This is a genomic window from Stenotrophomonas sp. YJH_SMC_119 (assembly GCF_059368315.1).
The window spans coordinates 235,782-261,158 of record NZ_JCAFRP010000007.1; the positions used below are offsets into that span (position 1 = coordinate 235,782).

Consider the following 25,377-nt stretch of genomic DNA (forward strand, 5'->3'; position numbering starts at 1 on the left):
AACTTGAAGGAGCCGCATCATGCTGCAAACGGTGGAACAGGAAACCGGCGCCTCGCCACAGTGGTCGGTGATCTGGCTGCACGGGCTTGGCGCCGACGGCCACGACTTCGCGCCGATCGTGCCGGAACTGGTGCGTCCGCACTGGCCGGCGCTGCGCTTCGTGTTCCCGCACGCACCGGTGCGGCCGATCACGATCAACAACGGCGTGCCGATGCGCGGCTGGTACGACATCGTCGGGATGGACTTCCGCTCGCGTGCCGACATGGCCGGCGTGCAGGAATCGGTGCTGCAGCTGGATGCGCTGATCGCACGTGAGATCGAGCGCGGCGTCGCGCCGGAGAAGATCTTCCTGGCCGGCTTCTCGCAGGGCGGGGCGATCATCCTCACCGCTGCACTGTCGCGCACCGCGCCACTGGCCGGCCTGATCGCACTGTCCACTTACCTGCCGGAAGCCGAGAGCGCCAGGCGCGTTGACGGTGCGGTGCAGGTGCCGGCGTTCATGGCCCATGGCAGCAGCGACCCGGTGATTCCGCAGGCGGTGGCCGTACACAGCGCGCAGGCCCTGCAGGCGCTGGGCCTGGAGGTGGAGTGGCACAGCTATCCGATGGCCCACCAGGTCTGCGCCGAAGAGATCCAGGCGCTGGGTGACTGGCTGCAGGAACGGTTGGGCGCTGCCTGAGCCATGCCCCCGGCCAGCACATCGCCGTGGATGCCGGAACTGTGCCGCCTGCCGCGGCTGGCGGCGATGCTCGGCCTGGCCCAGCTGGTGGTGGTGGTGCTGGCGCTGGCGCCCGATGGCAGCCGCCACTGGACCTTCGGCGAGCTGCTGTCGGCCAGCGGCTTCGCGCTGTGGCTGGCGCTGGCGGTGACCGCCAGCCTGTGCCTCCTGCGGCAGGCACTGTCGAGGCTGCCGCAGGTGCTGGGCGCTGTCGCGGCGATCGTGCTGGCGACCCTGATCGCGGTGGTCTGTGCCGGCATCGTGCATGCACTGTACGCGGTACTGGGCGACAACTTCGCCCGCGGCATCAGCTTCTGGCGCTTCACCCTGGGCAGTGCGGCAACCACGGCACTGATCGCCGCGCTTGCCCTGCGCTACTTCTATGTGAGCGATCGCTGGGCCGCGCAGGTGCAGGCCAACGCGCGTGCCCAGGCCGACGCGCTGCAGGCGCGGATCCGGCCGCACTTCCTGTTCAACAGCATGAACCTGATCGCCAGCCTGCTGCATCGTGATCCGGCGGTGGCCGAACGCGCGGTGCTGGATCTGTCCGATCTGTTCCGTGCTGCCCTGGGCGCGGGCGAGGGCGACTCCACCCTGCGTGACGAATGCGAGCTGGCCGAGCGCTATCTGTCGATAGAGTCGCTGCGCCTCGGCGAGCGTCTGCAGGTGCGCTGGGAGCGCGATGAGCCGCTGCCGTGGGACTTGCCACTGCCGAGGCTGGTACTGCAGCCGCTGGTGGAAAACGCAGTGCTGCATGGCATTTCGCGGCTGCCCGAAGGCGGCACCATCGAATTGCAGCTGGTGCGCGAGGGCAACGAGCTGCAGATCCGCGTGCGCAATCCCGCGCCCGATCCGCAGGCGCCGGGGTTGGCGCTGGCGCGCGGTGCCGGCCATGCCCAGCACAGCATCGCTCATCGGCTGGTCTGGCGCTTCGGCGCCGCCGCGCGGATGACGGCTGGCTGGAGCGAGGGCTACTATGCCTGCCAGGTGACAGTGCCGATCCAGTGAGGGGACGACCGTGAGGGTAGTCATCGCCGATGACGAACCGCTGGCGCGGGAACGCCTGCGCAGCCTGCTGGCGGCGCAGGACGGGGTGGACGTGGTGGCCGAGGCCGGCAACGGCGAGCAGGCCCTGCATGCGTGCGCGGAGCTGCAGCCGGACCTGGTCCTGCTGGATATCGCCATGCCCGGGCTGGACGGCCTGGAAGCCGCCCGCCACCTGGCCAGCTTCGAGCCGCGCCCGGCGGTGGTGTTCTGCACGGCTTATGACGCGCATGCGCTGTCGGCGTTCGAGGCGGCGGCCATCGATTACCTGATGAAGCCGGTGCGTGCCGAGCGACTGGCGGCAGCGATCGCACGTGCACGCACGTTCCTGGCCGGCCGCGACGGCCAGCCGCAGGACAGCGGCGGGCAGCAGGCCCGCAGCATGCTGTGCGCACGCCTGCGTGGCAGCCTGCGGCTGATCCCGCTGGACGACATCCACTACCTGCAGGCGGAAGAGAAGTACGTGGTGGTGCACCATGCGCGCGGCGAGGACCTGATCGAGGAGTCGCTGAAGTCGCTGGAGGAAGAGTTCGCCAGCCGCTTCATCCGCATCCATCGCAACTGCCTGGTGGCGCGCCACGAGCTGGTGGAGCTGCGTCGAGGCACGGGTGGTCAAGTGCAGGCGGTGCTGCGGCATGGCAAGCAGCCGCTGGAAGTCAGCCGCCGCTGCGTGGCGACGCTGAAGCAGGAACTGCGGCATCTGTGAGTGGTCCGCGCGGCCTGCGGCCGCGACTGCTATGAAATCAACAGCAACAGCAACAGCAACAGCGGGTCATGGCTCGTTGTTTCTACGTGCTGGGTTGGGCCGGGGTGGGGCGGCGGGACACGCTGCAACTACATCCATGTAGCTCGATGGCGCCATCCATGGCGCCAACGGTCCCGCCGCCCCACCCCGGCCCAACCCTCTCGTTTTTCCCGCGTCGGACGGCAAAGGCATTGTTGTTATCGGGTGGGGAAAGAGGGGTCAGATCCCTTTTCCTGCGGAAAAGGGATCTGACCCCGGAAGCAATCGGCTTTTGATTCTTTCTTTTGATCTTCCGTGGCTGATGCACACGGAAACTGTCAGAGGCCGGGCGGGGCGGGTTCGCGGGGGTGTCCGCGGCATGGATGCCGCGGCCAAGCCTCCACGGACGGATTCACGGCGTCCCCCGCGAACCCGCCCCGCCCGGCCTAGTGCAATGATCCAGCAGTTCGCTCCAGCCACGAGGGGCTCCGCCGTTGGCCGTATCCGCGCCGGAGGCGCGATAATGACCGGATGGAAACCGTCCGCATCGCCACCCGCAAGAGCCCGCTCGCCCTCTGGCAGAGCGAACACGTCGCCGACCGCCTGCGCCAGGCACACCCCGGCCTGCATGTGGAACTGGTGCCGATGAGCACCCGCGGCGACGAGGTGCTCGACCGTTCGCTGGCCGCGATTGGTGGCAAGGGCCTGTTCCTGAAGGAACTGGAGCTGGCCATGCTGCGTGGCGAGGCCGACTGCGCCGTGCATTCGCTGAAGGATGTGCCGATGGAACTGGACGCGCCGTTCGCGTTGCCGGCAATGCTGACCCGCCACGATCCCGCCGATGGCTTCGTCTCCAACCTGTACGCCTCGCTGGACGCGCTGCCGATCGGTGCGCGGGTCGGGACATCGTCGCTGCGTCGCCAGGCGCAGCTGCGCGCGCTGCGACCGGACCTGGAACTGCTCGACCTGCGCGGTAACGTCAACACCCGGCTGGCCAAACTCGACAACGGTGGCTACGACGCCATCGTGCTGGCCGTGGCCGGCCTGGAGCGTCTGGGTCTGGGCGAGCGCATCGTCGCGCGCCTGCAACCGCCGCAGTGGCTGCCGGCCCCGGCGCAGGGCGCGGTGGCGGTGGAGTGCGATGGTGGCAATGCGCGTCTGATGGCGTTGTTCGCCCCGCTTGATGACGCGGCCACGCGTGCCTGCGTGGAAGCCGAGCGGGCGATGAACCGTGCGTTGCATGGCAGCTGCCACGTGCCGGTGGCGGCCATCGCGCAGTGGCAGGGCGATGACCTGCACCTGCAGGGCCTGGTTGGCAGCGCCAGCGACGGCCGTGCGGTGCGCGCCGAAGCCGTGGGCCCCGCCAATGACCCGGAAGGCCTGGGCCAGCGCGTGGCGAAGCTGCTGCTGGACGATGGCGCCGGCGAACTGCTGAACGTCTGAGCCACCGCGGGTAGTGCCGGCCGCTGGCCGGCAACCTCGTGCCCCAGTTGAATGCAGTTGCCGGCCAGCGGCCGGCACTACCGGAAGAAGAACGGGCGCCCTTGGCGCCCGTTTCTTACTTGAACTTGTAGACCACGTTCATCGTGGTCAGCGTATCGGTCTTGCGCTTGTCCTCGGCCACGTCACTGTTGTAACGCGCCTGCCAGCCGGCCTTCAGCGCCAGGTGCTCGTTCATGCTCACCGACACGCCGAAGTCGTTCTGGCCGAAGGTGTTGTACGAACCGGATTCGACCAGCAGGGTGTTGACCAGGTCGGTGTTGTCGGTCAGCGAGTACTTCATGTCGAACAGGCCGCGGCCGATCATGCCGGTGCGGGTGCGGTCGTCCTCGGTGCTGTGGGTGCGGCGCACACCGGGGCCGATCTGCGCGTCGAACGAGAAGCGCTCGGTGTTCCACAGGCGGGTGCCGTAACCCAGACCGAACGAGCTCTGGCGGTCGTAGGTGGCGAAGTCGTCGCGCTCGGTACGCACCGTGGCCGTCAGCTGGCGGTGCTCGCCCAGCTGCAGCGCGCTGCCGGCACTGCCCGTGTAGCGGTTGGCGGTGGTGTTGTTGCGGCGGGTAGTGGTGCCGTCGTCGCGGGTCTCGGTCACCTTGGAGCTGGAACGCAGGCCGGCCAGGTCCATGCTGTGCACCCAGTCGCCGTCGGTGTAGCGCAGGCGCAGGCGGCCGTTGAAGCTCTCGGTGCTGCTGTTGCCGCGTGCCGAGGCGAAGCCGAGCTCGCCGCCACTGCCGCTCCACGGCGAAGACATCGCCGCCAGTTCGGAGGCATCCTGTGCATACGCGAGCGGCGCGCACAGCAGCAGGGGGATCAGCAGGGACACGCGCAGGGACATCGGGGCTTCTCCGAAGCGGTTGACAGCCGGTGATGATACTGGAAGCGTGATGGCGGTCAGAATCGATCCAAGGCGCGCTTCAGCAGACGTTGCCGCGGACGCCTATTCAGGGCAAATCGATACGCAATGCCGGGTCGTTGAAGCGCGAATAGCGCAGGCGCAGCTGGAAATTGCGGCCGTTGCTGCTGCCGCTGCGCACGATCTGCCGTGGCAGGCCCTGGGCGTCCACCCAGTACTCCAGGCGTTCGCCGGCCTGCGCGCCGCGCAGGCGGTAGTGACGGGTCTCGACTCCATCCAGCGATTGGCTGCCCAGGTCTTCGGCCTGCAGTTCGGCAGGCAGGGCGTCGGCCGGCAAGGGATTGCGCCACTGCTCCAGCAGGCCCGGCGGGGTGGGAGCCTGGCGGATCGCACCGTCGGCCTGCAGGAACATGGTGTCGCCAATGATCGTCTGCGACCCGCCCGGGGTCTGTACCCGGAAGCGGTCGGGGGCGACGAAGTCCATGGCGCTGCGCACCGGCTGCGGTGCGCCCAGCACCTCCAGCTCGGCATGGAAACTGCCCAGGGCCGCAAAGCGTTGGCTGGCGCCCAGTACGGCCTGGGCCGGATCGGCCGCGGGCACGGGGGCTTCGGTCCTGGCCGGCGCCGGTGCGCGATCGCAGGCAGCCAGCAGCAGGCAGGCCAGCAGGGACAGGGCGGGCAACCGGCGCATCGGGCATTCCATGGGGGTGGGGGCGACCACGATAGCCCAAACGTCCCACACAAGACCCGCGACTCGGACATAATCGGGGGTATGGACCGATACGAACGCATCACCGCCCTGCATCGTCTGCTCAAGTCCGCGCGCTATCCGGTGACGGTGGCGACCCTGCAGGACAAGCTCGGTTGTTCCCGTGCCACCGTCTACCGCGACCTGGCCTTCCTGCGCGATGCGCTGATGGCACCGATCGAGGGCGACGGCGAGGCCGGCTTCCGCTACCAGGCCGACGAGAGCGACCGCTTCGAACTGCCTGGCCTGTGGCTCAGCTCGGAGGAGCTGCACGCCCTGCTGGCCTCGCAGCACCTGCTGGCGCGTACCGGCGGCGGCGTGCTGTCCTCGGTGCTGGCGCCGCTGCAGCAGCGTATCGAGAGCCTGCTGGCTGCGCAGGCCGGTGTCTCCAACTGGCCGGTGGATCGTGTGCGGGTAATCCCGCACCGCGGCCGCAAGTTCGATGAAGGCAGCTTCCGCAGCGTGGCCTCGGCGGTGCTGGAGCGCCGCCAGCTGGCGTTCGAGTACCGTGCCCGTTCCACCGACGAGCCGACCAAGCGCACCGTCTCGCCGCAGCGCCTGACCCATTACCGCGACAACTGGTACCTGGATGCCTGGGACCATGACCGCGAAGCCCTGCGCAGCTTCGCCGTGGACCGCATCCACAAGGCGCGCGTGGTCGACAGCACTGCCCGTGACGTCGCCGACAGCGAGCTGGACGAGCAGCTGGGTGCCAGCTACGGCATCTTCTCCGGTGCGCCGAAGGGCTGGGCGACCATCCTGTTCAGTGCCAAGGCCGCGCGCTGGGTGGCCGACGAGCATTGGCACTCCAAGCAGCAGGGCCGCTTCCTGGCCGATGGCCGCTATGAACTGAAGGTGCCGTACAGCGTCTCACGCGAACTGCTGATGGACGTGCTGCACTACGGCTCGGATGCCGAAATCGTCGAGCCGGTGATGCTGCGCGAGCAGGCCAAGGCGCTGCTCGAGCTGGCCCTGAGCAACTACGAAAAATCCTGACACTCCCCCCGAGAACTCCTCCGCCCATGAAGAAGACCCTGTTGCTGCCCCTGCTCGCCGCTGCGCTGGCCCTGACCGCCTGCGGCAAGTCCGGCGAGCCCTCGCAGAAGCTGGTGGTGGCCGCCACGGCCGTGCCGCATGCCGAGATCCTTGAGGTGGTCAAGCCGATCCTCAAGCAGGAAGGCGTGGACCTGGACGTGCGCGTGTTCAACGACTACGTGCAGCCCAACGACCAGCTGGTGCAGAAGCAGGTGGACGCCAACTACTTCCAGACCGAGCCGTACCTGGATGCCTACAACCGCGATCGCAAGACCGATCTGGTGAAGGTGATCGGCGTGCATATCGAGCCGTTCGGTGCCTATTCGCGCAAGGTCAAGTCGCTGGCCGAGCTGCGCGACGGTGCCGACGTGGTGATCCCGAACGACCCGAGCAACAACAGCCGCGCGCTGATCCTGCTGCACAAGGCCGGCGTGATCGAGCTGAAGGATCCGGCCAACGCGCTGTCGACCCTGCGTGACATCACCGCCAACCCGAAGAACCTGAAGTTCCGCGAGCTGGACTCGGCGATGCTGCCGCGCGTGCTGGACCAGGTCGACCTGGCCCTGATCAACACCAACTACGCGCTGGATGCGGGCCTCAACCCGACCAAGGATGCACTGGCGATCGAGAGCAAGGACTCGCCGTACGTGAACTTCCTGGTCGCGCGGCCGGACAACAAGGACGACGCCCGCGTGCAGAAGCTGGCCAAGGCCCTGACCAGCCCGCAGGTGAAGGCTTTCATCGAGACCAGGTACAAGGGCGCGGTGCTGCCGGCGTTCTGACCGGCGCTGCGGGCGTTCTGGCCATGCGGTAGTGCCGGCCGCTGGCCGGCAATCTGCAAACGCCGCCAAGGATCATGGGGTTGCCGGCCAGCGGCCGGCACGACCTTCAGTCGACGTGGAAGGCGAGGGTGGCCGCCACGGCCTGCTGCCAGCCTGCATAGAGTTTCTCGCGCCGCGCCACTTCCATCTGTGGCTCGAAGCGCCGGTCCAGGCCCCATTGCGCGGCGATCTGCTCGCGGCTGGACCAGAACCCGACGGCCAGACCGGCCAGGTAGGCCGCGCCCAGCGCGGTGGTCTCGGTCAGCCGCGGCCGCAGCAGAGGCACCCCAAGGATGTCGGCCTGGAAGCCGGCCAGGAAGTCGTTGCCGATCGCACCGCCGTCGGCGCGCAGTTCGGTCAGCGCGATGCCCGCATCGGACTGCATCGCATCAAGCACGTCGCGGGTCTGGTAGGCCATCGCCTCCAGCGCGGCACGCACGAAGTGTGCCTTGCGGGTGCCACGGGTCAGGCCGAACATCGCGCCGCGCACATCGCTGCGCCAGTAGGGCGCGCCCAGGCCGACGAATGCCGGCACCAGATACGCGCCGCCGCTGTCCGGCACCTGCGCAGCCAGTGCCTGGCTGTCGCTGGCACGCTCGATCATGCGCAGGCCGTCACGCAGCCACTGCACCACCGAGCCGGCGATGAAGATCGAGCCTTCGAGTGCATATTCCACGCGCCCGTCCAGGCCCCAGGCAATGGTCGTCAGCAGGCCGTTGCGCGAGCGCACCGCCTGCGTGCCGGTGTGCATCAGCATGAAGCAGCCGGTGCCATAGGTGTTCTTGACCATGCCCGGCTGGAAACAGGCCTGGCCGAACAGCGCCGCCTGCTGGTCTCCGGCGATGCCGGCGATCGGGATCGGGTGGTCGAAGAAGAACTGCGGCCGGGTGTGCGCATACACCGTGCTGGAATCGCGCACCTGCGGCAGCATCGCGCGGGGTATGTCCAGCAGCGCCAGCAGGTCGTCATCCCAGTCCAGCGTGTGGATGTTGAACAACAGGGTGCGTGCGGCGTTGCTGTAGTCGGTCACATGCGCCTGGCCGCCACTGAGGTTCCATACCAGCCAGCTGTCGATGGTGCCGAACAGCAGCTCGCCACGCTCGGCGCGTTGCTGCGCACCTTCCACGTGGTCGAGGATCCAGCGCACCTTGGTGGCGGAAAAATAGGCGTCGATCAGCAGGCCGGTGCGTTCGCGGACCAGTGCCTCATGCCCGTCGCACTTCAGTCGCTCGCAGATGGCATGGCTCTGCCGCGACTGCCAGACGATGGCATTGTGGATCGGCTGGCCGGTGGCGCGGTCCCAGACCACGGTGGTCTCGCGCTGGTTGGTGATGCCCAGCGCGGCGATATGACGCGGGTCGATCTGTTCGCGGCTGAGCAGTTCGGTCAGCGTGGCATAGACACTGGTGAGGATCTCGCGCGGGTCATGCTCGACCCAGCCGGGTTGCGGGAAGATCTGCGCGAACTCGCGCTGCGCACTGCCGACGATGTCGCCAGCACGGTCGAACAGGATCGCGCGCGAACTGGTGGTGCCCTGGTCGATGGCCAGCACGTAGCGGGGCGTCATGCAGCGTCTCCGGTGGCGATGGGGAAATCCTAATGCATCGATCGCGTCGCGCGCGGCCACCCTGGTAGCTGCCAACCTTGGTTGGCACACGTGGCAATACGGGGGTCAGAGCCCTTTCCCTGGGAAAGGGATCCGACCCCCCATCCACGCCTGCAGCCGCGCCACCTGCGCCGCATCCAGCCGCAGCCCCAGCTTGCTCCGCCGCCACAGCACGTCCTCGGCGCTACGCGCCCATTCGTGGTCGCGCAGGAAAGCCACTTCCCGCGCATGCAGGCCGCCGCCAAAGTCCTCGCCGAGATCGTTCATACCCCGCAGGCCGTGCAGCAGCTCCGCGCTGCGGCTGCCGTAGGCGCCGGCCCAGCGGCGCGCCATCTCTGCGGGCAGCCACGGTGCCAGTGCGTGCAGGCGCGAGCACGCCTGCGTGGCGTCGCCCCAGTCGCTGCCCGGCAGTGGATGGCCCGTTGCCGTCCATGCCGGTCCCATCTGCGGCAGGGCGGGGCGCAGCAGGTCCAGCGCTTCTTCGGCCAGCACGCGGTACGTGGTCAGCTTGCCGCCCAGCACATGCAGCGCGGGCGCCGGGCCGGACTGCAACTGCAGGCGGTAGTCACGGCTCAGCTTCGCTGCACGCGGATCTGGATCGGCAAGTAGCGGGCGTACCCCTGCGAACTGCCAGACCACGTCCTGCGGGGTGATCGGCTCGCGCAGGTAGTGGTTGGCGGCCTCGCACAGGTAAGCCACCTCCGAAGGCAGCACGCTGCACCGGGCCGGGTCGCCGCGGTAGTCGGTGTCGGTGGTGCCGACCAGCAGGTGGTCGTGGGCGAACGGCAGCAGGAACACCACGCGGCCATCGGGCTGCTGAAGCAGGCAGGCGCTGTCGTCGGGCCAGGGCCGGCGCAGCACGATGTGGCTGCCCTGTACCAGGCGCAGGGCGGGGCCGCCATCGCGCGCCTGCATACGTTCCAGCAGGCCTCCTGCCCAAGGGCCGGCTGCATTGGCAACGGCCTGGGCGATCACCGTTTGCTGCCGGCCGTCGGTGGCTTCCAGCGTGGCCTGCCAACGGCCCAGCACAGGGCGCAGTTCAATGCAGCGGCTGCGCACATGTACCCGTGCGCCACGCCGGGCGGCGTCCAGCGCATTGAGCAGTACCAGCCGCGCGTCATCGACCTGCGCATCGGCGTAGCTGAAGGCCTGCCGCAGCGCCGGGGAGAGCCAGGGGCCGAGCGGGTCGCGTTGCAGGTCCAGTGCGCGCGAGGCGGGAAAACTCGGGCTGCGCCGGCCGAGATGGTCATACAGCCACAGGCCCGCGCGCAGCATCCAGCGCGGTCGCAGGTGGGGTTCCCATGGCAGTACGAAGCGCAACGGACGGACCAGATGGGGGGCCTGCCGCCGCACCACTTCGCGTTCACCCAGTGCCTTGCGCACCAGTCCGAACTCGCCCTGTTCAAGGTAGCGCAGGCCGCCGTGGATCAGTTTGCTGCTGGCGCTGGAGGTGTGCGCGGCCAGGTCATCCTGCTCGCACAACAGCACCCGCAGGCCGCGGCCGGCCGCATCACGGGCGATGCCGGCGCCGTTGATGCCGCCACCGATCACCAGCAGGTCGACGTCGTCCATCGCGTCTCCGTGTCCTGTGTGTGCGTAGAGTCGACTGTCAGTTGACTGCCTTTTGTAGAGTCGAGCCATGCTCGACTTTTGAAAGAGCAGTCGACTGACAGTCGACTCTACAGAACGCGGGTGACGGAAACGACGACGGGCCCCGCAGGGCCCGTCGCGTTACATCAGTGAAGCCGGTGCTGCCTGGATCAGAAGCGGGCACCGATGCCGAAGCCGACGGTCCACGGATCCATCTTGGCTTCGCCGATCTTCTCGCCGCCGACCTTCACGTCCGGACGCGAACGCATGTAGCGGGCATCGGCACGGGCGAACCAGGTGGAGTTGATGTTCATGTCCACGCCGACGGTGCCGATCACGCCCTTGGCGTCCTTGAGGCGGATGTCGGAGCTGCTGCCGTCGGCCAGCGTTTCATTGCTGAAGCTGGACTGGTAGTAGCCCACGCCCACGAACGGACGGAACACGTTGTCAGCCTGGCCGAAGTGGTACTGGCCGCTCAGCGCGACCGGCTGCTGCTCGACGTTGCCCAGGCGGGCATTGTTCGGGCCCTTCACCTTGTGGTCGAACTTGTCGGCGGCACCCCACAGTTCAACGGCCCAGTTGTCGTTGATGTAGTAGCTGAAGCTGACGGTCGGCGCCGGGCCACCATCGACCTTCTTGATGCCGTCGATCGGATCATTCTTCGGCTGCAGCAGCGCGACGCCGCCAACCACGGCAAAATGCTTGCCCGAAGCGGTATCGGTGGAGCTGCTGTCCTGGGCGAAAGCAGCCGGCGCGAAGGCGGCGGAGGTCAGCAGGGCGAGACTCAGGATACGGATGGAGCGCATGGGGGTATCTCCTAATGTTTCTTGTTTTGGGCCCCCGGTTGCGGGGCGAGCACACCGTAGTCGCCTCAACATGAATCGAATCCGACGCGCGTTAAAAAATAGTTTTCCTTGTTCAGCGATCAGCGCGAAAAGCCTGTATCCATGGGGTTTCTGGTCGTCAGTGGCATTCATTCAGTTGGAGAAGATGTGAGCGCGGCAACGCTGTGCGTCGGCCTGCAAGCGCAGGTGAACGTGGATTGCAGGGTGCTGCTGCTGGGTTCGATGCCAGGCGTGGCATCCCTCCAGGAGCAGCGTTACTACGCGCATCCGCGCAACCGCTTCTGGCCGCTGATGGCCGATATCTGCGGTTTCGACGCGGCTCTGCCCTATGTGCAACGGCTGCAGGCGTTGAACGCCGCGGGCATCGGCCTGTGGGATGTGATCGGCCGCTGCGAGCGGCGCGGCAGCCTGGATGCCGACATCGTGCGTGGCACGGAAGTGGCCAATGCGCTGCCGGAACTGATCGCCACGCTGCCTGAGCTGAAGCTGATCGGCTGCAATGGTGGTGCCTCGCTGCAGGCATTCCAGCGCTGGGTGCTGCCACGGCTGGAAACCCCGCCGAAGCTGGTCGCATTGCCGTCGACCAGCCCTGCCAATGCGGCGTGGTCGTTGCCGCGCCTGCGCCAGGCCTGGCAGCCGGTGGCCGACGCGCGGGCGACATGAAGCGGACATCGTCCGGACAATACGCTACCGACTGGTCGCGGCCGCGACCCATGGGCAACAGCCTGTCCCGGCTGCGTGCGTACTGAAAACACCTGTAACGGTTGGCGCTGGACCCCGCTGGCCGCACAATAGACGTTTCCCTACACCAGATTGCCGGAGTTATCCCCATGGCCGAAATCAAGGAAGCACTTGTCCCCGATATCGGTGACTACAGCGATATCCCGGTAATCGAGGTGCTTGTCGCCGTCGGCGACACGGTCAAGAAGGACCAGGGCCTGGTGACGCTGGAAAGCGACAAGGCGACCATGGAAGTGCCGTCCTCGGTGGCTGGCGTGGTCAAGGAACTGAAGGTCAAGGTCGGCGACAGCCTGTCCGAAGGCAAGGTCGTGGCCCTGATCGAAGTGGCCGCAGGCGAAGCCGAAGCCGCCAAGCCGGCGGCTGCCGCGCCGGCACCGGCCAAGGCCGCTGCCCCGGCTGCCGCCACCCAGAGCGCACCGGCCCCGGCCGCCCCGGCTGCCAGCGGTGGTGCGGTTGAAGCGCTGGTGCCGGATATCGGCGACTACGCCGGCATTCCGGTCATCGAAGTGCTGGTCGCCGTCGGCGACACGGTCAAGAAGGACCAGGGCCTGGTCACGCTGGAAAGCGACAAGGCCACCATGGAAGTGCCGTCGTCGGTGGCCGGCGTGGTCAAGGAGATCAAGGTCAAGGTCGGCGACAATCTGTCGCAGGGCAATGTGGTCGCCATCATCGAAGCCGAGGGCGCTGCCGCGCCGGCGCCGACCAAGGCGGCCGCTGCGGCCGCTCCGGCTGCCGCCGAGACCACCACCAAGGTCGAGCCGGTCGCTGTGCCGGCGCAGCCGGACAAGCTGGCGGCCCGCGAGATCGCCTCGGCGGGTACCCCGTCCAGCCCGCCGGTGCAGTTCAACGCCGATGGCGTGCTGCCCGCCAAGGTGCCGTATGCCACCCCGGCGGTGCGTGTGTTCGCCCGCGAACTGGGCGTGGACCTGCTGCAGATCAACGGCACCGAGAAGGGTGGCCGCATCACCAAGGGTGACGTGCAGAAGTTCGTCAAGGCCGCGCTCAGTGGTGGCGTGCCGGCTGCCGGCGGTACTGCTGTCGCTGCCGGTGGTGGCCTGAACCTGCTGCCGTGGCCGAAGGTCGACTTCAGCAAGTTCGGCGAGACCGAAGTGCAGCCGCTGTCGCGCATCAAGAAGATCTCCGGTGCGAACCTGGCCCGCAACTGGGCGATGATCCCGCACGTCACCCAGTTCGAGCAGGCCGACATCACCGACCTGGAAGGCCTGCGCGTGGCGCTGAACAAGGAGAACGAGAAGGCCGGCATCAAGCTGACCATGCTCGCCTTCCTGATCAAGGCCAGCGCCGCAGCGCTGAAGAAGTTCCCGGAGTTCAACGCCTCGCTCGATGCCAGCGGTGAAAACCTGACCCTGAAGAAGTACTTCCACATCGGCTTCGCCGCCGACACGCCGAACGGCCTGGTCGTGCCGGTGATCCGCGACGTGGACAAGAAGGGCGTGGTGCAGATCGCGCAGGAAACCGGCGAACTGGCCAAGAAGGCGCGCGACGGCAAGCTCGGCCCGGCCGACATGAGCGGCGGCTGCTTCTCGATCAGCTCGTTGGGCGGCATCGGCGGCACCGCGTTCACCCCGATCGTCAATGCACCGGAAGTGGCCATCCTCGGTGTCTCCAAGTCGTCCATCCAGCCGGTCTGGAACGGCAAGGAATTCGCACCGAAGCTGATGCTGCCGCTGTCGCTGAGCTACGACCACCGCGTCATCGACGGCGCCCTGGCCGCACGCTTCACCACGTACCTGTCCCAGGTACTGGCCGACATGCGCCGCGTGCTGCTGTAAGGCACCCGCTTCGCCCCCACCGTGCGGCCGCAGCCCCTAGCGCGGCCGCGTGAACAGATGCAGTGACAGCCCACCGGCCATGCCGGGCGGGCATGAGGAAAACCCACCATGGCCACGATTGAAGTCAAGGTTCCCGACATCGGCGATTACAGCGATGTGCCGGTGATCGAAGTGTTGGTCGCCGTCGGCGACACGGTGAAGAAGGACCAGGGTCTGGTGACCCTGGAATCGGACAAGGCCACCCTGGAAGTGCCGTCCTCGGCTGCCGGCGTGGTCAAGGAGATCAAGGTCAAGCTGGGCGACACCCTGTCCGAAGGCGCCGTGGTCGTGGTGCTGGACGCTGAAGGCGCCGCCGAAGCCCCGGCCAAGGCCGCTGCGCCGGCTCCGGCTGCAGCCGCTCCGGCCAGCAAGCCGCCGGTGACCCCGTCGCACCGCGCCCCGGCCGAACCGGCTGCGCCGAAGCCGGCGCTGTCCAGCGGCAAGCCGGCCGACATCGAATGCGAGATGGTCGTGCTGGGCTCGGGCCCGGGCGGCTACACCGCCGCCTTCCGCGCTGCCGACGTCGGCCTGGATACGGTGCTGGTCGAGCGCTACGCCAGCCTCGGCGGCGTCTGCCTCAACGTGGGTTGCATTCCGTCCAAGGCGCTGCTGCACGCCGCAGCGGTCATCGACGAAGTGGCCCATGCCGGTGATTTCGGCGTCGAGTTCGGCAAGCCGACCATCACCCTGGACAAGCTGCGCCAGTACAAGGAAAAGGTCGTCAACCAGCTGACCAAGGGCCTGGCCGGCATGGCCAAGCAGCGCAAGGTCCGCAGCGTGCAGGGCGTCGGCAAGTTCATCTCGGCCAACGAGCTGGAAATCACCGTTGCTGACGGCAGCACCCAGCTGCTGCGCTTCCAGAAGTGCATCATCGCCGCCGGTTCGCAGGCGGTGAAGCTGCCGAACTTCCCGTGGGACGACAAGCGCGTGATGGATTCCACCGACGCGCTGGAGCTGGCCGAAGTGCCGGGCTCGCTGCTGGTCGTTGGCGGCGGCATCATCGGCCTGGAAATGGCCACCGTGTACAGCGCGCTGGGCAGCAAGGTCACCGTGGTCGAGTTCATGGACCAGCTGATGCCGGGCGCCGACAAGGACCTGGTCAAGCCGCTGGCCGACCGCCTGAAGAAGCAGGGCATCGAAGTGCACCTGAAGACCAAGGCCTCGGGCGTCACCGCCGATGCCAAGGGCATCACCGTCACCTTCGACGCCGCCGAGGAAGGCCAGGCGCCTGCGCTGGCGCAGGGCACCTTCGACCGCGTGCTGGTGGCCGTGGGTCGCTCGCCGAACGGCAGGAAGATCGATGCCGAGAAGGCCGGCGTACAGGTCACCGACCGTGGCTTCATCCCGGTTGATCGCCAGATGCGCACCAACGTGCCGCACATCTTTGCCATCGGCGACATCGTCGGCAACCCAATGCTGGCCCACAAGGCCACGCACGAAGGCAAGCTGGCCGCTGAAGTGGCAGCCGGCCACAAGAAGGAGTGGGTCGCCCGCGTGATTCCGTCGGTGGCCTATACCAACCCGGAAATCGCCTGGGTTGGCGTGACCGAGACCGAAGCCAAGGCCAAGGGCCTGAAGGTCGGCGTGGCCAAGTTCCCGTGGGCCGCCAGTGGCCGCGCGATCGGCATCGGCCGCACCGAGGGCTTTACCAAGCTGATCTTCGACGAAGAAACCCACCGCATCATCGGCGGTGCGATCGTCGGCGTGCACGCCGGTGACCTGCTGGCCGAGATCGGCCTGGCCATCGAGATGGGTGCGGAAGCCGAAGACATCGGCCACACCATCCATGCGCACCCGACACTGAGCGAATCGGTGGCGATGGCCTCGGAAATCTACGACGGCACGATCACCGATCTGTACATGCCGAAGAAGAAGTAAGGCGCCTGCGCCGTTCCAAATGAAAAGCCCCGGCATTTGCCGGGGTTTTTTTGTTGAGCCTCGATCACTCTCTTTGCGAGCGTTCGGGCCGCAGCGCGGGTAGTCGAGAGCCACTGCCTGGGCCGCCTGGATGCCTGACACGCGGAGGGAGCGGGGGCTGGGTGCGAAGTAAAGGAGGAGGTGACGGCCGCAGGCCGGCGCCGGGGGACATTCGCAGCCAGCCCCCGCTCCCTCCAGCGCTCGACCACGCCTGCGTCTACGGCAACTGCCACCGCGAAGGTCTGGGCCGCAGCGCAGGTGGCAGGCGTCTGGACAAATGTCCCCCGTCGTCCGCCTGCGGCGGTCGCCTCCTCCTTTACTTTGTCCAAACGCCTGCCACCGGCGCTGCGGCTCGGCTTGCGGATAGTAAGAGCCAGTGCCAAAGCCGCCCGGATGCCTGACACGCGGGGGGAGAGGGGCTTGCGTGCGAAGTAAAGGAGGAGGTGACGGCCGCAGGCCGGCGCCGGGGGACATTCGCACGCAAGCCCCTCTGCCCCCCGCGCTCGACCAACCCGCTTCTGCTTGACCGTGCAATCAAAAAAGCGCGGCCCCGATGTTCCGGAGGCCGCGCCAGGAGAGAGGGTGCCGTGGAAGGGGCGGGGGATCAGAACACGAAGCTGATACCGGCCACCGGGCCCTTGAATTCCTGCTTCAGGCCGACAGTACCGTCGCTGCCCTTCTTGTCCACGTCCAGCTTGAACCAGTCGTAGCCGGCGAACACGCCGAAGTTCTTGGTGAAGCGGTAATCGACGATGGCATTGGCGCGGCTCAGGTCGCCCTTGTAGTCATCGAAGCTGCCCCAGCGCGTGTTGAGGTACTGGCCCTGCAGCGTGATCATCCAGCGCTCGGACGGCGTGAAGGTCATGCGGGCGCCCACCACAGGTGCCACGCCATCGGCCTTCTCGTCGAGGAACTGGCCTTCGTACACCGTGCCCAGGTCGGCGTAGCCCTTGGTGCTGACCTTGGCGTACTCGCCACCGATCTGCAGGCCGAGGTCGAAGGTGTCGGTATCAACCACCGAGTAGTCGTAGACCAGGCTGGCCACCTGGTACTTCAGCTCACCCTTCACGAAGCTGCCGGCCGGCACGTTCTCACCGCCGAAGGAAATGCCCTGGTCGAGGGTCTCGCGGCGGTCCTTGTCGTACTTGAAGTAGTTGAACAGGAGGCGCTGACGGTTGCTGATGCGGAACATGCCGTCGATGCGCGGCTCCCATTCCTTGCCACCCAGCTTGAAGTCCTCGTTCAGGGAGATGTCCTGGCCGGCCACGGTGGTGCTGCCGCGGAGGGTGTTGTCCGAATCGATGTTCATCGCACCCAGACGGATGGCAAAGCGGTCATCGCCTTCGGCGGCGTGGGCCGCATTGGCGAACGAGGCGCCGGCAGCGAGCAGGGAGAGGGCGAGCAGGGTGGGTACGGGGCGCATCGAAGAGTCCTTGCAGTGGTTCATCAGAATGAAGGCCACTGTGCCGGACAGGCCCGTCCACCATGCGTGAACGTATGGTCCATGGCATGTGTACGGTTCAGTGCTGTCGCGACGATGCAAAAAGATGGCCCCGGAGCCGGGCTTCGGGGCCATCGTGGGACCTGCGGGGCGGAGCCGACGAGGATGCTGCAGGCAGGTCGAATGATCGGACCGGCATGTCTGACGAAAGTTCCGCAGCCTGCGACCAAAGTTCAATAGTGCGTCGCAACATGGTGCGGACGTCATTGTCCCCCTGGTGGCACGCAAAAATGTAACCGTTACCGCAACTTGCGGCTTCCAGGGATGAACAGGGAGCGGTTGTCTCGCAAATTGTCCCATTGCTATAATTTGGCGGCTCGATGAGGCCCCCCTGCTGTAGCCGCCTCAGCCCTCCACTTGCAACCACGCGGGACGTCCTGTGCTGAACTCCGTTGATGCGGGTCGGCGACTGATGCTGCGCGCCGCGGTCTACCCGCTGGCCGCAGTGGCTGTCCTGGCCCTGGCCTTCCTGCTGGTAGGTCCGAAATACGCCCTCGGCGCGCTGGCGTCCGGTGTGGCCATTTCGGCCGGTGGCTGGGTGGCGGCACGGATGGCACTGGGCGGTGGGGCACTGGCCGCAGGATCGGCGATGGCTCGCCTGATCATTGCGATCGTGGCCAAGTGGGTCGTGGTTTTCGGCGTCCTGCTGGCGGGGTTCCTGGTCTTCAAGCTGCCTGCATTGGCGCTGTTGGCCGGTATCGCCGTCGGCTTGATGTTCCAGGTCCTGGCGATGGCCAGGCGTTGACAGAATTCAATTAACTGAAGGTTCCGGACACATGGCGGGCGAGGCTCTAACCCCTACCAGCTACATCCAGCATCACCTGCACAACCTGACCGCGCCGGTCGGCAAGGGTGAGGGTATGTTCTGGCATATCCACGTCGATACCTTCCTCACCGCGGTCCTGATGGGCCTGGTGATCGTTGTCGCGTTCTGGCTGGGCACCCGCAAGGCCACCGCCGGCGTGCCGGGCAAGTGGCAGGCCTTCGTTGAAATCTGCCTGGAGTTCGTCGACCGCCAGGCCAAGGACACCTACCACGGCAAGAGCAAGCTGGTCACGCCGATCGCCATCACCATCTTCTTCTGGATTCTGCTGATGAATCTGCTGAAGATGATCCCGGCCGATTTCATCGCCAAGCCGCTGGAATGGGCGGGCGTGCACTACTGGAAGCCGGTGCCGACCGCTGACGTCAATGCCACCCTGGGCATGGCCATCAGCGTGTTCTTCCTGATGCTGTTCTTCGCGCTCAAGTCCAAGGGCCTGGGCGGCTTCATCAAGGAATTCCTGACGGCCCCGTTCGGCAAGTGGATGATGCCGTTCAACCTGATCCTCAACATCGTCGAGTGGCTGAGCAAGCCGATCTCGCTGGCGATGCGACTGTTCGGCAACATGTTCGGCGGCGAAATCGTGTTCCTGCTGATCTGGGTGCTGGGTGGTGCCGGTTTCTTCGGTGCCATTGCCGGTGGTGTGTTCGGCCTCGGCTGGATGCTGTTCCACCTGCTGGTGATCCCGCTGCAGGCCTTCATCTTCATGATGCTGTCGATCGTGTACCTGAGCCTGTCGGAAGACGCTCACTGAGTTTCAAGCTTCAACGCGTTTCAACCTTCATCCGTTTCATCACCCTTAGCAACTTAAGTTCCTGGAGATAACCATGTACTTCGCCGTCCTGACCAACTTCGCGCAGATTCAGAGCTCCACCGCCCTTGCCGTCGGCATCATGATCGGCCTGGCCGCGCTGGGCGCCGGTCTGGGTCTGGCCATCATGGCTGGTAAGTTCCTGGAGTCGGCCGCCCGCCAGCCGGAACTGATCCCGGTCCTGCAGGTCCGCATGTTCATCACCGCCGGCCTGATCGACGCCGCGTTCATCATCTCGGTCGCCGTTGGCCTGCTGCTGGCCTTCGCCAACCCGCTGTCGGCTGCCTTCGCTGGCGCCGTCACCAAGGCTCTGGCCGGCTGATACAGCGGTTTGAGACGACCGGGTGCTGATGCACCCGGTTTCGGATGAAGGCCGGATGTGCCGCTACGGCGGCGCGTCCACCCCGAAACCAGCGATCGAGCTAACCATGAATATCAATTTCACCCTTCTTGCGCAGGCGCTGGCCTTCGCTGGTCTGATCTGGATCATCGCGACCAAGATCTGGCCGCCGCTGATGAACGCGATCGAAGAGCGCCAGCAGAAGATTGCTGAAGGCCTCGCTGCTGCCGACCGCAGCCAGAAAGATCTGGCCCAGGCGCAGGAGAAGGTCAACGAAGCGCTGAAGGAAGCACGCACCAAGGCCAACGAGATCATCGATCAGGCCCACGCGCGTGCCAACCAGATCGTTGATGCTGCCCGTAACGAAGCGATCACCGAAGCCACCCGTCAGAAGGAACTGGCCCAGGCTGAAATCGACGCCGCCGCCAACCGTGCCCGTGAAGATCTGCGCAAGCAGGTGTCCGCGCTGGCCGTGACCGGTGCCGAAAAGCTGCTCAAGCGCGAAATCGACGCCAACGCCCACAAGGCGCTGCTCGACGAGCTGGCCTCGGAGATCTAAGGATGAGCCAGGCCCTCACGCTTGCCCGCCCGTACGCCCGCGCCGCGTTCGCGACCGCGCGCGACGAAGGCGCGTTCGCGCCGTGGTCGGACGCCCTGGCGTTCTCCGCCCACGTCGCCGCCGACCCGCGCGTGGCGGCCCTGCTCGCCAACCCGGAGCTGGGTCGTGACGACGCCGTCGCCCTGCTGGCGCCGGTGTCCCACGGCGAGACCTACTCGCGCTTCCTGGCCATCCTGGCCGAATCGCATCGTCTGCCGCTGCTGCCGGAGATTTCCGGCATGTTCGACGCCCTGCGCGCCGAAGCCGAGCACGTGGTCAAGGCCACCGTCACCTCGGCCGCCGAACTGTCGGCCGGTGAGCTGGACGCGATCAAGGTCGCGCTGCGCAAGCGCTTCAACCGCGAGGTCGACGTGACCACCGCGGTCGATGCCTCGCTGATCGGCGGCGCCGTGATCGACGCCGGCGACGTGGTCATCGATGGTTCGCTGAAGGGCAAGCTGGCCCGTCTGCAGACCGCGCTCGCTAACTGAATTCATTTAACGTCCGGCCCCGCTGCCGGCACTAGGACTTGACGATGGCAACCACGCTCAACCCCTCCGAAATCAGCGAACTGATCAAGAACCGCATCGAGAAGGTCAAGCTGGCCGCGGAATCGCGCAACGAAGGCACCGTGACCAGCGTGTCCGACGGCATCGTGCGCATCTTCGGTCTGGCCGACGTGATGCAGGGCGAAATGATCGAACTGCCGAACAACACCTTCGCACTGGCCCTGAACCTGGAGCGCGACTCGGTCGGCGCCGTGGTGCTGGGTGACTACGAGCACCTGCGCGAAGGCGACGTCGCCAAGACCACCGGCCGCATCCTGGAAGTGCCGGTCGGTCCGGAACTGCTGGGCCGCGTCGTGAACGCGCTGGGCGAGCCGATCGACGGCAAGGGCCCGCTGGGCACCGACCTGACCGCTCCGGTGGAGCGTGTTGCGCCGGGCGTGATCTGGCGCAAGTCGGTCGACCAGCCGGTGCAGACCGGCTACAAGTCGGTCGACTCGATGATCCCGATCGGCCGTGGCCAGCGCGAGCTGATCATCGGCGACCGCCAGACCGGCAAGACCGCGATGGCGATCGATGCCGTGATCAACCAGAAGGGCACCGGCATCAAGTGCGTGTACGTTGCGATCGGCCAGAAGGCTTCGACCATCGCCAACATCGTGCGCAAGCTGGAAGAGAACGGCGCGCTGGCCCACACCATCGTGGTGGCCGCGACCGCTTCCGAATCGGCTGCCATGCAGTACATCAGCGCCTACTCGGGCTGCACCATGGGTGAGTACTTCATGGACCGCGGCGAAGACGCGCTGATCGTGTACGACGATCTGTCCAAGCAGGCTGTCGCCTACCGCCAGATCTCGCTGCTGCTGAAGCGCCCGCCGGGCCGTGAAGCCTACCCGGGTGACGTGTTCTACCTGCACTCCCGTCTGCTCGAGCGCGCTGCCCGCGTGTCCGAGGAGTACGTCGAGAAGTTCACCGAAGGCAAGGTCACCGGCAAGACCGGTTCGCTGACCGCGCTGCCGATCATCGAAACCCAGGCCGGCGACGTGTCCGCCTTCGTTCCGACCAACGTGATCTCGATCACCGACGGCCAGATCTTCCTGGAAACCGACCTGTTCAACGCCGGCATCCGCCCGGCCGTGAACGCCGGTATCTCGGTGTCGCGCGTCGGTGGCTCGGCCCAGACCAAGATCATCAAGAAGCTGTCCGGCGGCATCCGTATCTCGCTGGCCCAGTACCGCGAGCTGGCTGCGTTCGCGCAGTTCGCCTCGGACCTGGACGAAGCGACCCGCAAGCAGCTGGAGCGTGGCCAGCGCGTCACCGAGCTGATGAAGCAGAAGCAGTACGCGCCGATGTCGATCGCCAACCAGGCACTGTCGATCTACGCCGTCAACGAGGGTTACCTCGACGACGTGCCGGTCAACAAGCTGCTGGCGTTCGAAGAAGGCCTGCACGCCCACTTCGCCAACACCCAGGGCGAGCTGGTCAGCAAGGTCAACGCCACCGGCGGTTGGGACAACGACATCGAAGGTGCCTTCAAGAAGGGCATCGCCGAGTTCAAGACCACCGGCAGCTGGTAATCGCGGTCCTGTAGAGCGGAGCCGCTGGCTCCGCTGGACCAGATGACAAACGGTTGAACAACGCGGGGCAGCAGCCCCGCGCCACGGGAAACAAGAGATGGCAAGCGGACGCGAAATCAAAACCAAGATCAAGAGCGTGCAGAACACCCGCAAGGTGACGCGCGCCCTGGAAATGGTCTCGGCCTCCAAGATCCGCAAGGCGCAGGATCGGATGAAGACCTCGCGTCCGTACGCGCAGGCGATGAAGCAGGTGATCGGTCACCTGGCCCAGGCCAGCACCGACTACCAGCATCCGTTCCTGGTCGAGCGTGAGCAGGTCAAGCGGGTCGGCTTCATCGTGATCTCCTCCGATCGCGGCCTGGCCGGCGGCCTGAACAACAACCTGTTCCGCAAGATGCTGGGCGAAGCCAAGGCATGGCAGGACAAGGGTGCGGAAGTGGACCTGGTGACCATCGGCCAGAAGGCTTCGACCTTCTTCCGCCGCGTGAAGGTCAACATGGTCGGCAGCGTGACCCACATCGGCGACGTGCCGAAGCTGGAATCGCTGATCGGTGTGATCAAGGTCATGCTCGACGCCTTCACCGAAGGCAAGATCGACCGCGTGTACCTGGTCTACAACCGCTTCGTGAACACCATGGTGCAGAAGGCCAGCTTCGATCAGCTGCTGCCGCTGCCGCCGGCTGAGAAGCAGGTCGCTCACCACGACTGGGACTACCTGTACGAACCCGATGCCGCGACCGTGCTCGAGCACGTGATGACGCGTTACATCGAGTCGCTGGTGTACCAGGCACTGCTGGAAAACGTCGCCTCCGAGCATGCGGCACGCATGGTTGCGATGAAGGCGGCGAGCGACAACGCCAACAAGCTGATCGGCACCCTGCAGCTCGTCTACAACAAGGCGCGCCAGGCAGCGATCACCCAGGAAATCTCCGAAATCGTCGGCGGCGCGGCAGCAGTCTGACCGCGTTCGTTCAAAGCACACATTAGAGGATGCAGCAATGAGTCAGGGCAAGATCGTTCAGATCATCGGCGCGGTCGTCGACGTCGAATTCCCGCGTGAATCGGTGCCGAAGGTGTACGACGCACTGAAGGTGGAAAACACCGAGATCACCCTCGAAGTCCAGCAGCAGCTGGGCGACGGCGTGGTGCGTACCATCGCCCTCGGTTCCACCGACGGCCTGAAGCGCAACCTGGTTGCCGTCAACACCGGCCGTGGCATCTCGGTGCCGGTCGGCGCCGGCACCCTGGGCCGCATCATGGACGTGCTCGGCCGTCCGATCGACGAAGCCGGCCCGGTGGCCGCCAGCGACAGCTGGGAAATCCACCGTGCGGCCCCGTCGTACGAAGACCAGTCCCCGGCCACCGAACTGCTGGAAACCGGCATCAAGGTCATCGACCTGATGTGCCCGTTCGCCAAGGGCGGCAAGGTCGGCCTGTTCGGCGGCGCCGGCGTCGGCAAGACCGTCAACATGATGGAGCTGATCAACAACATCGCCAAGGCGCACAGCGGTCTGTCCGTGTTCGCCGGCGTGGGTGAGCGTACCCGTGAGGGCAACGACTTCTACCACGAAATGAAGGACTCCAACGTCCTCGACAAGGTGGCGATGGTGTACGGCCAGATGAACGAGCCGCCGGGCAACCGCCTGCGCGTCGCCCTGACCGGCCTGACCATGGCCGAGTACTTCCGCGACGAGAAGGACGAAAACGGCAAGGGCAAGGACGTCCTGCTGTTCGTCGACAACATCTACCGCTACACCCTGGCCGGTACCGAAGTGTCGGCACTGCTGGGCCGCATGCCGTCCGCCGTGGGTTACCAGCCGACCCTGGCCGAGGAAATGGGCGTCCTGCAGGAGCGCATCACCTCGACCAAGAACGGTTCGATCACCTCGATCCAGGCCGTCTACGTTCCCGCGGACGACCTGACCGACCCGTCGCCGGCAACCACCTTCGCCCACCTGGACTCGACCGTTACCCTGTCGCGTTCGATCGCCTCGCTGGGCATCTACCCGGCCGTCGATCCGCTGGACTCCACCAGCCGCCAGATGGACCCGCTGGTCATCGGCCACGAGCACTACGACACCGCCCAGCGCGTCCAGCAGACCCTGCAGAAGTACAAGGAACTGAAGGACATCATCGCGATCCTGGGCATGGACGAACTGTCCGAAGAGGACAAGCAGGCCGTGTCGCGCGCCCGTAAGATCGAGCGCTTCTTCAGCCAGCCGTTCCACGTGGCCGAAGTGTTCACCGGTTCGCCGGGCAAGTACGTGCCGCTGAAGGACACCATCCGTGGCTTCAAGGCCATCGTCGATGGCGAGTACGACCACCTGCCGGAGCAGGCGTTCTACATGGTCGGCGGCATCGAAGAAGCGGTCGAGAAGGCCAAGAAGATGGCCGAGAAGGCCTGATCCGGGGCGGGCGGGAGCGATCCTGCCCGACCTGACGCCGGCGCCGGGCAACCGCCCGCGCCGGTGGACTCCCACGGCGGCATTGCGCCGCCGCGAACAGCGAAGAGATTTGCATGAGCACGATCCGTTGCGACATCGTCAGCGCCGAGCAGGAAATCTTCCGTGGCGAAGCGACCCTGGTCGTGGCCACCGGTGAGCTGGGCGAACTGGGCATCGCGCCCAAGCACGCGCCGCTGATCACCCGCCTGAAGCCGGGCAAGGTGGTGGTGACCACGCCGAATGGCGAGCAGCTGGATTTCGCCATTTCCGGCGGCATCCTGGAAGTGCAGCCGCAGGTGGTGACCGTGCTGGCCGACACCGCGATCCGCGCGCAGGACATCGACGAAGCCTCGGTCCGCAAGGCCAAGGAAGAAGCCGAGCGCATCCTGGCCAACCGCGGTGAAGCCATGGAAGTGGCCGAAGCCCAGCAGAAGCTGGCCGAAGCCGTCGTCCAGCTGCAGGCCCTGGAACGCCTGCGCAAGACCCTCAAGCACTGAGGTTCCGCGCTGCATCCACGAAAACGCCGGCCCTGCGCCGGCGTTTTTGTTCGGGTGGCTGGGTAGAGCCGACCGGGTGGATTCGACTGGGTAGAGTCGACTGTTAGTCGACTGCTCTACGTTCAGGCCGCGAAAATCCCGCGCTGCGCGCGTTAGTCGACTAACTGTGATCTCTCGGTAGGTTGTTCATCCGGGACATCTTTGGAAAATGGTGGTTACCACACCTCTCCAGACCCCAAAGAGCCCGGATGAACCACCATAAAAATGCCCGTTTGACCGTCCATAGTCGAGCACTTCTTATTCGCC

The 25,377-nt window shown here is 66.3% G+C and carries 24 protein-coding genes; 18 read left to right on the forward strand and 6 right to left on the reverse strand.

Translation table 11 applies throughout. The features are described from left to right. The first annotated feature begins 19 nt into the window (after positions 1-19). The 4 genes from AC5P6S_RS13190 (at position 20) to hemC (ending at position 3,929) form a co-directional block, all read left to right on the forward strand. Positions 20-679, forward strand: coding sequence for an alpha/beta hydrolase (locus AC5P6S_RS13190; protein WP_012481332.1), 660 nt, complete (start codon positions 20-22; stop codon positions 677-679). Between the two features lie 3 nt (positions 680-682). Continuing rightward, positions 683-1,726, forward strand: a complete 1,044-nt coding sequence (locus tag AC5P6S_RS13195) for a sensor histidine kinase (RefSeq protein WP_012481331.1) — start codon at positions 683-685, stop codon at positions 1,724-1,726. A gap of 10 nt (positions 1,727-1,736) precedes the next feature. Beyond that, a complete protein-coding gene (locus AC5P6S_RS13200) occupies positions 1,737-2,468 on the forward strand; it encodes a LytR/AlgR family response regulator transcription factor (protein WP_012481330.1) in 732 nt (243 codons plus the stop codon). A gap of 549 nt (positions 2,469-3,017) precedes the next feature. Beyond that, complete coding sequence (hemC, locus tag AC5P6S_RS13205; RefSeq protein WP_049417940.1) at positions 3,018-3,929, forward strand: hydroxymethylbilane synthase; 912 nt, start codon at positions 3,018-3,020, stop codon at positions 3,927-3,929. A gap of 115 nt (positions 3,930-4,044) precedes the next feature. Here hemC and AC5P6S_RS13210 read toward each other — a convergent pair whose 3' ends face one another. After that, positions 4,045-4,821 carry a DUF481 domain-containing protein gene (locus tag AC5P6S_RS13210; protein ID WP_005411146.1) on the reverse strand — a complete coding sequence of 259 codons (777 nt, stop codon included), beginning with the start codon at positions 4,819-4,821 and terminating at the stop codon, positions 4,045-4,047. 106 nt (positions 4,822-4,927) lie between these two features. After that, positions 4,928-5,530, reverse strand: coding sequence for a LolA-like protein (locus tag AC5P6S_RS13215; RefSeq protein ID WP_049397489.1), 603 nt, complete (start codon positions 5,528-5,530; stop codon positions 4,928-4,930). Positions 5,531-5,611: 81 nt separating this feature from the next. Between AC5P6S_RS13215 and AC5P6S_RS13220 the strand changes: the two genes are divergently transcribed. Both AC5P6S_RS13220 and AC5P6S_RS13225 read left to right on the forward strand, forming a co-directional pair. Further along, a complete protein-coding gene (locus AC5P6S_RS13220; RefSeq protein WP_005411144.1) occupies positions 5,612-6,583 on the forward strand; it encodes a helix-turn-helix transcriptional regulator in 972 nt (323 codons plus the stop codon). Between the two features lie 26 nt (positions 6,584-6,609). Next, the gene (locus AC5P6S_RS13225; protein WP_012481327.1) at positions 6,610-7,404 is read left to right on the forward strand and encodes a MetQ/NlpA family ABC transporter substrate-binding protein; all 795 of its coding nucleotides are present in this window, start codon (positions 6,610-6,612) and stop codon (positions 7,402-7,404) included. Between the two features lie 106 nt (positions 7,405-7,510). Here AC5P6S_RS13225 and glpK read toward each other — a convergent pair whose 3' ends face one another. The 3 genes from glpK to AC5P6S_RS13240 all read right to left on the reverse strand — a co-directional run bounded on the left by glpK (position 7,511) and on the right by AC5P6S_RS13240 (position 11,445). Continuing rightward, entirely contained in the window at positions 7,511-9,010 is a 1,500-nt protein-coding gene (gene glpK / locus AC5P6S_RS13230; RefSeq protein ID WP_005414549.1) for a glycerol kinase GlpK, read from the reverse strand. Between the two features lie 105 nt (positions 9,011-9,115). Beyond that, positions 9,116-10,621: a glycerol-3-phosphate dehydrogenase gene (gene glpD / locus AC5P6S_RS13235; protein ID WP_109337700.1), complete on the reverse strand. Its 1,506-nt coding sequence runs from the start codon at positions 10,619-10,621 to the stop codon at positions 9,116-9,118. A gap of 188 nt (positions 10,622-10,809) precedes the next feature. After that, on the reverse strand, positions 10,810-11,445 hold the full coding sequence (locus AC5P6S_RS13240; RefSeq protein WP_005411140.1) for an OmpW/AlkL family protein: 636 nt from the start codon (positions 11,443-11,445) through the stop codon (positions 10,810-10,812). Between the two features lie 186 nt (positions 11,446-11,631). Here AC5P6S_RS13240 and AC5P6S_RS13245 point away from each other — a divergent pair, with 186 nt between their 5' ends. From AC5P6S_RS13245 to lpdA, 3 genes are all read left to right on the forward strand, one after another. Beyond that, positions 11,632-12,147 carry a DNA-deoxyinosine glycosylase gene (locus AC5P6S_RS13245; RefSeq protein WP_005411139.1) on the forward strand — a complete coding sequence of 172 codons (516 nt, stop codon included), beginning with the start codon at positions 11,632-11,634 and terminating at the stop codon, positions 12,145-12,147. Positions 12,148-12,314: 167 nt separating this feature from the next. Then, positions 12,315-14,018 (forward strand): dihydrolipoyllysine-residue acetyltransferase, encoded by a 1,704-nt coding sequence (gene aceF / locus AC5P6S_RS13250; protein ID WP_449342584.1) that lies wholly within the window; start codon positions 12,315-12,317, stop codon positions 14,016-14,018. Between the two features lie 108 nt (positions 14,019-14,126). Then, complete coding sequence (gene lpdA, locus AC5P6S_RS13255; RefSeq protein WP_449342585.1) at positions 14,127-15,935, forward strand: dihydrolipoyl dehydrogenase; 1,809 nt, start codon at positions 14,127-14,129, stop codon at positions 15,933-15,935. 643 nt (positions 15,936-16,578) lie between these two features. Here the strand turns inward: lpdA and AC5P6S_RS13260 are convergent. Beyond that, the gene (locus AC5P6S_RS13260) at positions 16,579-17,397 is read right to left on the reverse strand and encodes a hypothetical protein (RefSeq protein ID WP_449342586.1); all 819 of its coding nucleotides are present in this window, start codon (positions 17,395-17,397) and stop codon (positions 16,579-16,581) included. Positions 17,398-17,854: 457 nt separating this feature from the next. On the opposite strand from AC5P6S_RS13260, the gene AC5P6S_RS13265 reads away from it, so the two are divergent. The 9 genes from AC5P6S_RS13265 (at position 17,855) to AC5P6S_RS13305 (ending at position 25,071) form a co-directional block, all read left to right on the forward strand. Then, positions 17,855-18,220 carry a hypothetical protein gene (locus AC5P6S_RS13265; protein ID WP_005411135.1) on the forward strand — a complete coding sequence of 122 codons (366 nt, stop codon included), beginning with the start codon at positions 17,855-17,857 and terminating at the stop codon, positions 18,218-18,220. A gap of 31 nt (positions 18,221-18,251) precedes the next feature. Continuing rightward, positions 18,252-19,052 (forward strand): F0F1 ATP synthase subunit A, encoded by an 801-nt coding sequence (gene atpB, locus AC5P6S_RS13270; protein WP_005411134.1) that lies wholly within the window; start codon positions 18,252-18,254, stop codon positions 19,050-19,052. A gap of 73 nt (positions 19,053-19,125) precedes the next feature. Continuing rightward, positions 19,126-19,431 (forward strand): F0F1 ATP synthase subunit C, encoded by a 306-nt coding sequence (gene atpE / locus AC5P6S_RS13275; protein WP_005411133.1) that lies wholly within the window; start codon positions 19,126-19,128, stop codon positions 19,429-19,431. 106 nt (positions 19,432-19,537) lie between these two features. Beyond that, positions 19,538-20,008, forward strand: a complete 471-nt coding sequence (locus AC5P6S_RS13280) for a F0F1 ATP synthase subunit B (RefSeq protein WP_005419512.1) — start codon at positions 19,538-19,540, stop codon at positions 20,006-20,008. A gap of 2 nt (positions 20,009-20,010) precedes the next feature. After that, complete coding sequence (locus AC5P6S_RS13285) at positions 20,011-20,538, forward strand: F0F1 ATP synthase subunit delta (protein ID WP_005411131.1); 528 nt, start codon at positions 20,011-20,013, stop codon at positions 20,536-20,538. A 44-nt stretch (positions 20,539-20,582) separates the two neighbouring features. Then, complete coding sequence (gene atpA / locus AC5P6S_RS13290) at positions 20,583-22,130, forward strand: F0F1 ATP synthase subunit alpha (protein WP_005411130.1); 1,548 nt, start codon at positions 20,583-20,585, stop codon at positions 22,128-22,130. Between the two features lie 97 nt (positions 22,131-22,227). After that, the gene (gene atpG / locus AC5P6S_RS13295) at positions 22,228-23,091 is read left to right on the forward strand and encodes a F0F1 ATP synthase subunit gamma (protein WP_005411129.1); all 864 of its coding nucleotides are present in this window, start codon (positions 22,228-22,230) and stop codon (positions 23,089-23,091) included. Positions 23,092-23,128: 37 nt separating this feature from the next. After that, the gene (atpD, locus tag AC5P6S_RS13300; protein WP_005411128.1) at positions 23,129-24,535 is read left to right on the forward strand and encodes a F0F1 ATP synthase subunit beta; all 1,407 of its coding nucleotides are present in this window, start codon (positions 23,129-23,131) and stop codon (positions 24,533-24,535) included. Between the two features lie 113 nt (positions 24,536-24,648). Continuing rightward, positions 24,649-25,071, forward strand: a complete 423-nt coding sequence (locus AC5P6S_RS13305) for a F0F1 ATP synthase subunit epsilon (protein ID WP_005411127.1) — start codon at positions 24,649-24,651, stop codon at positions 25,069-25,071. Positions 25,072-25,377 lie beyond the last annotated feature (306 nt).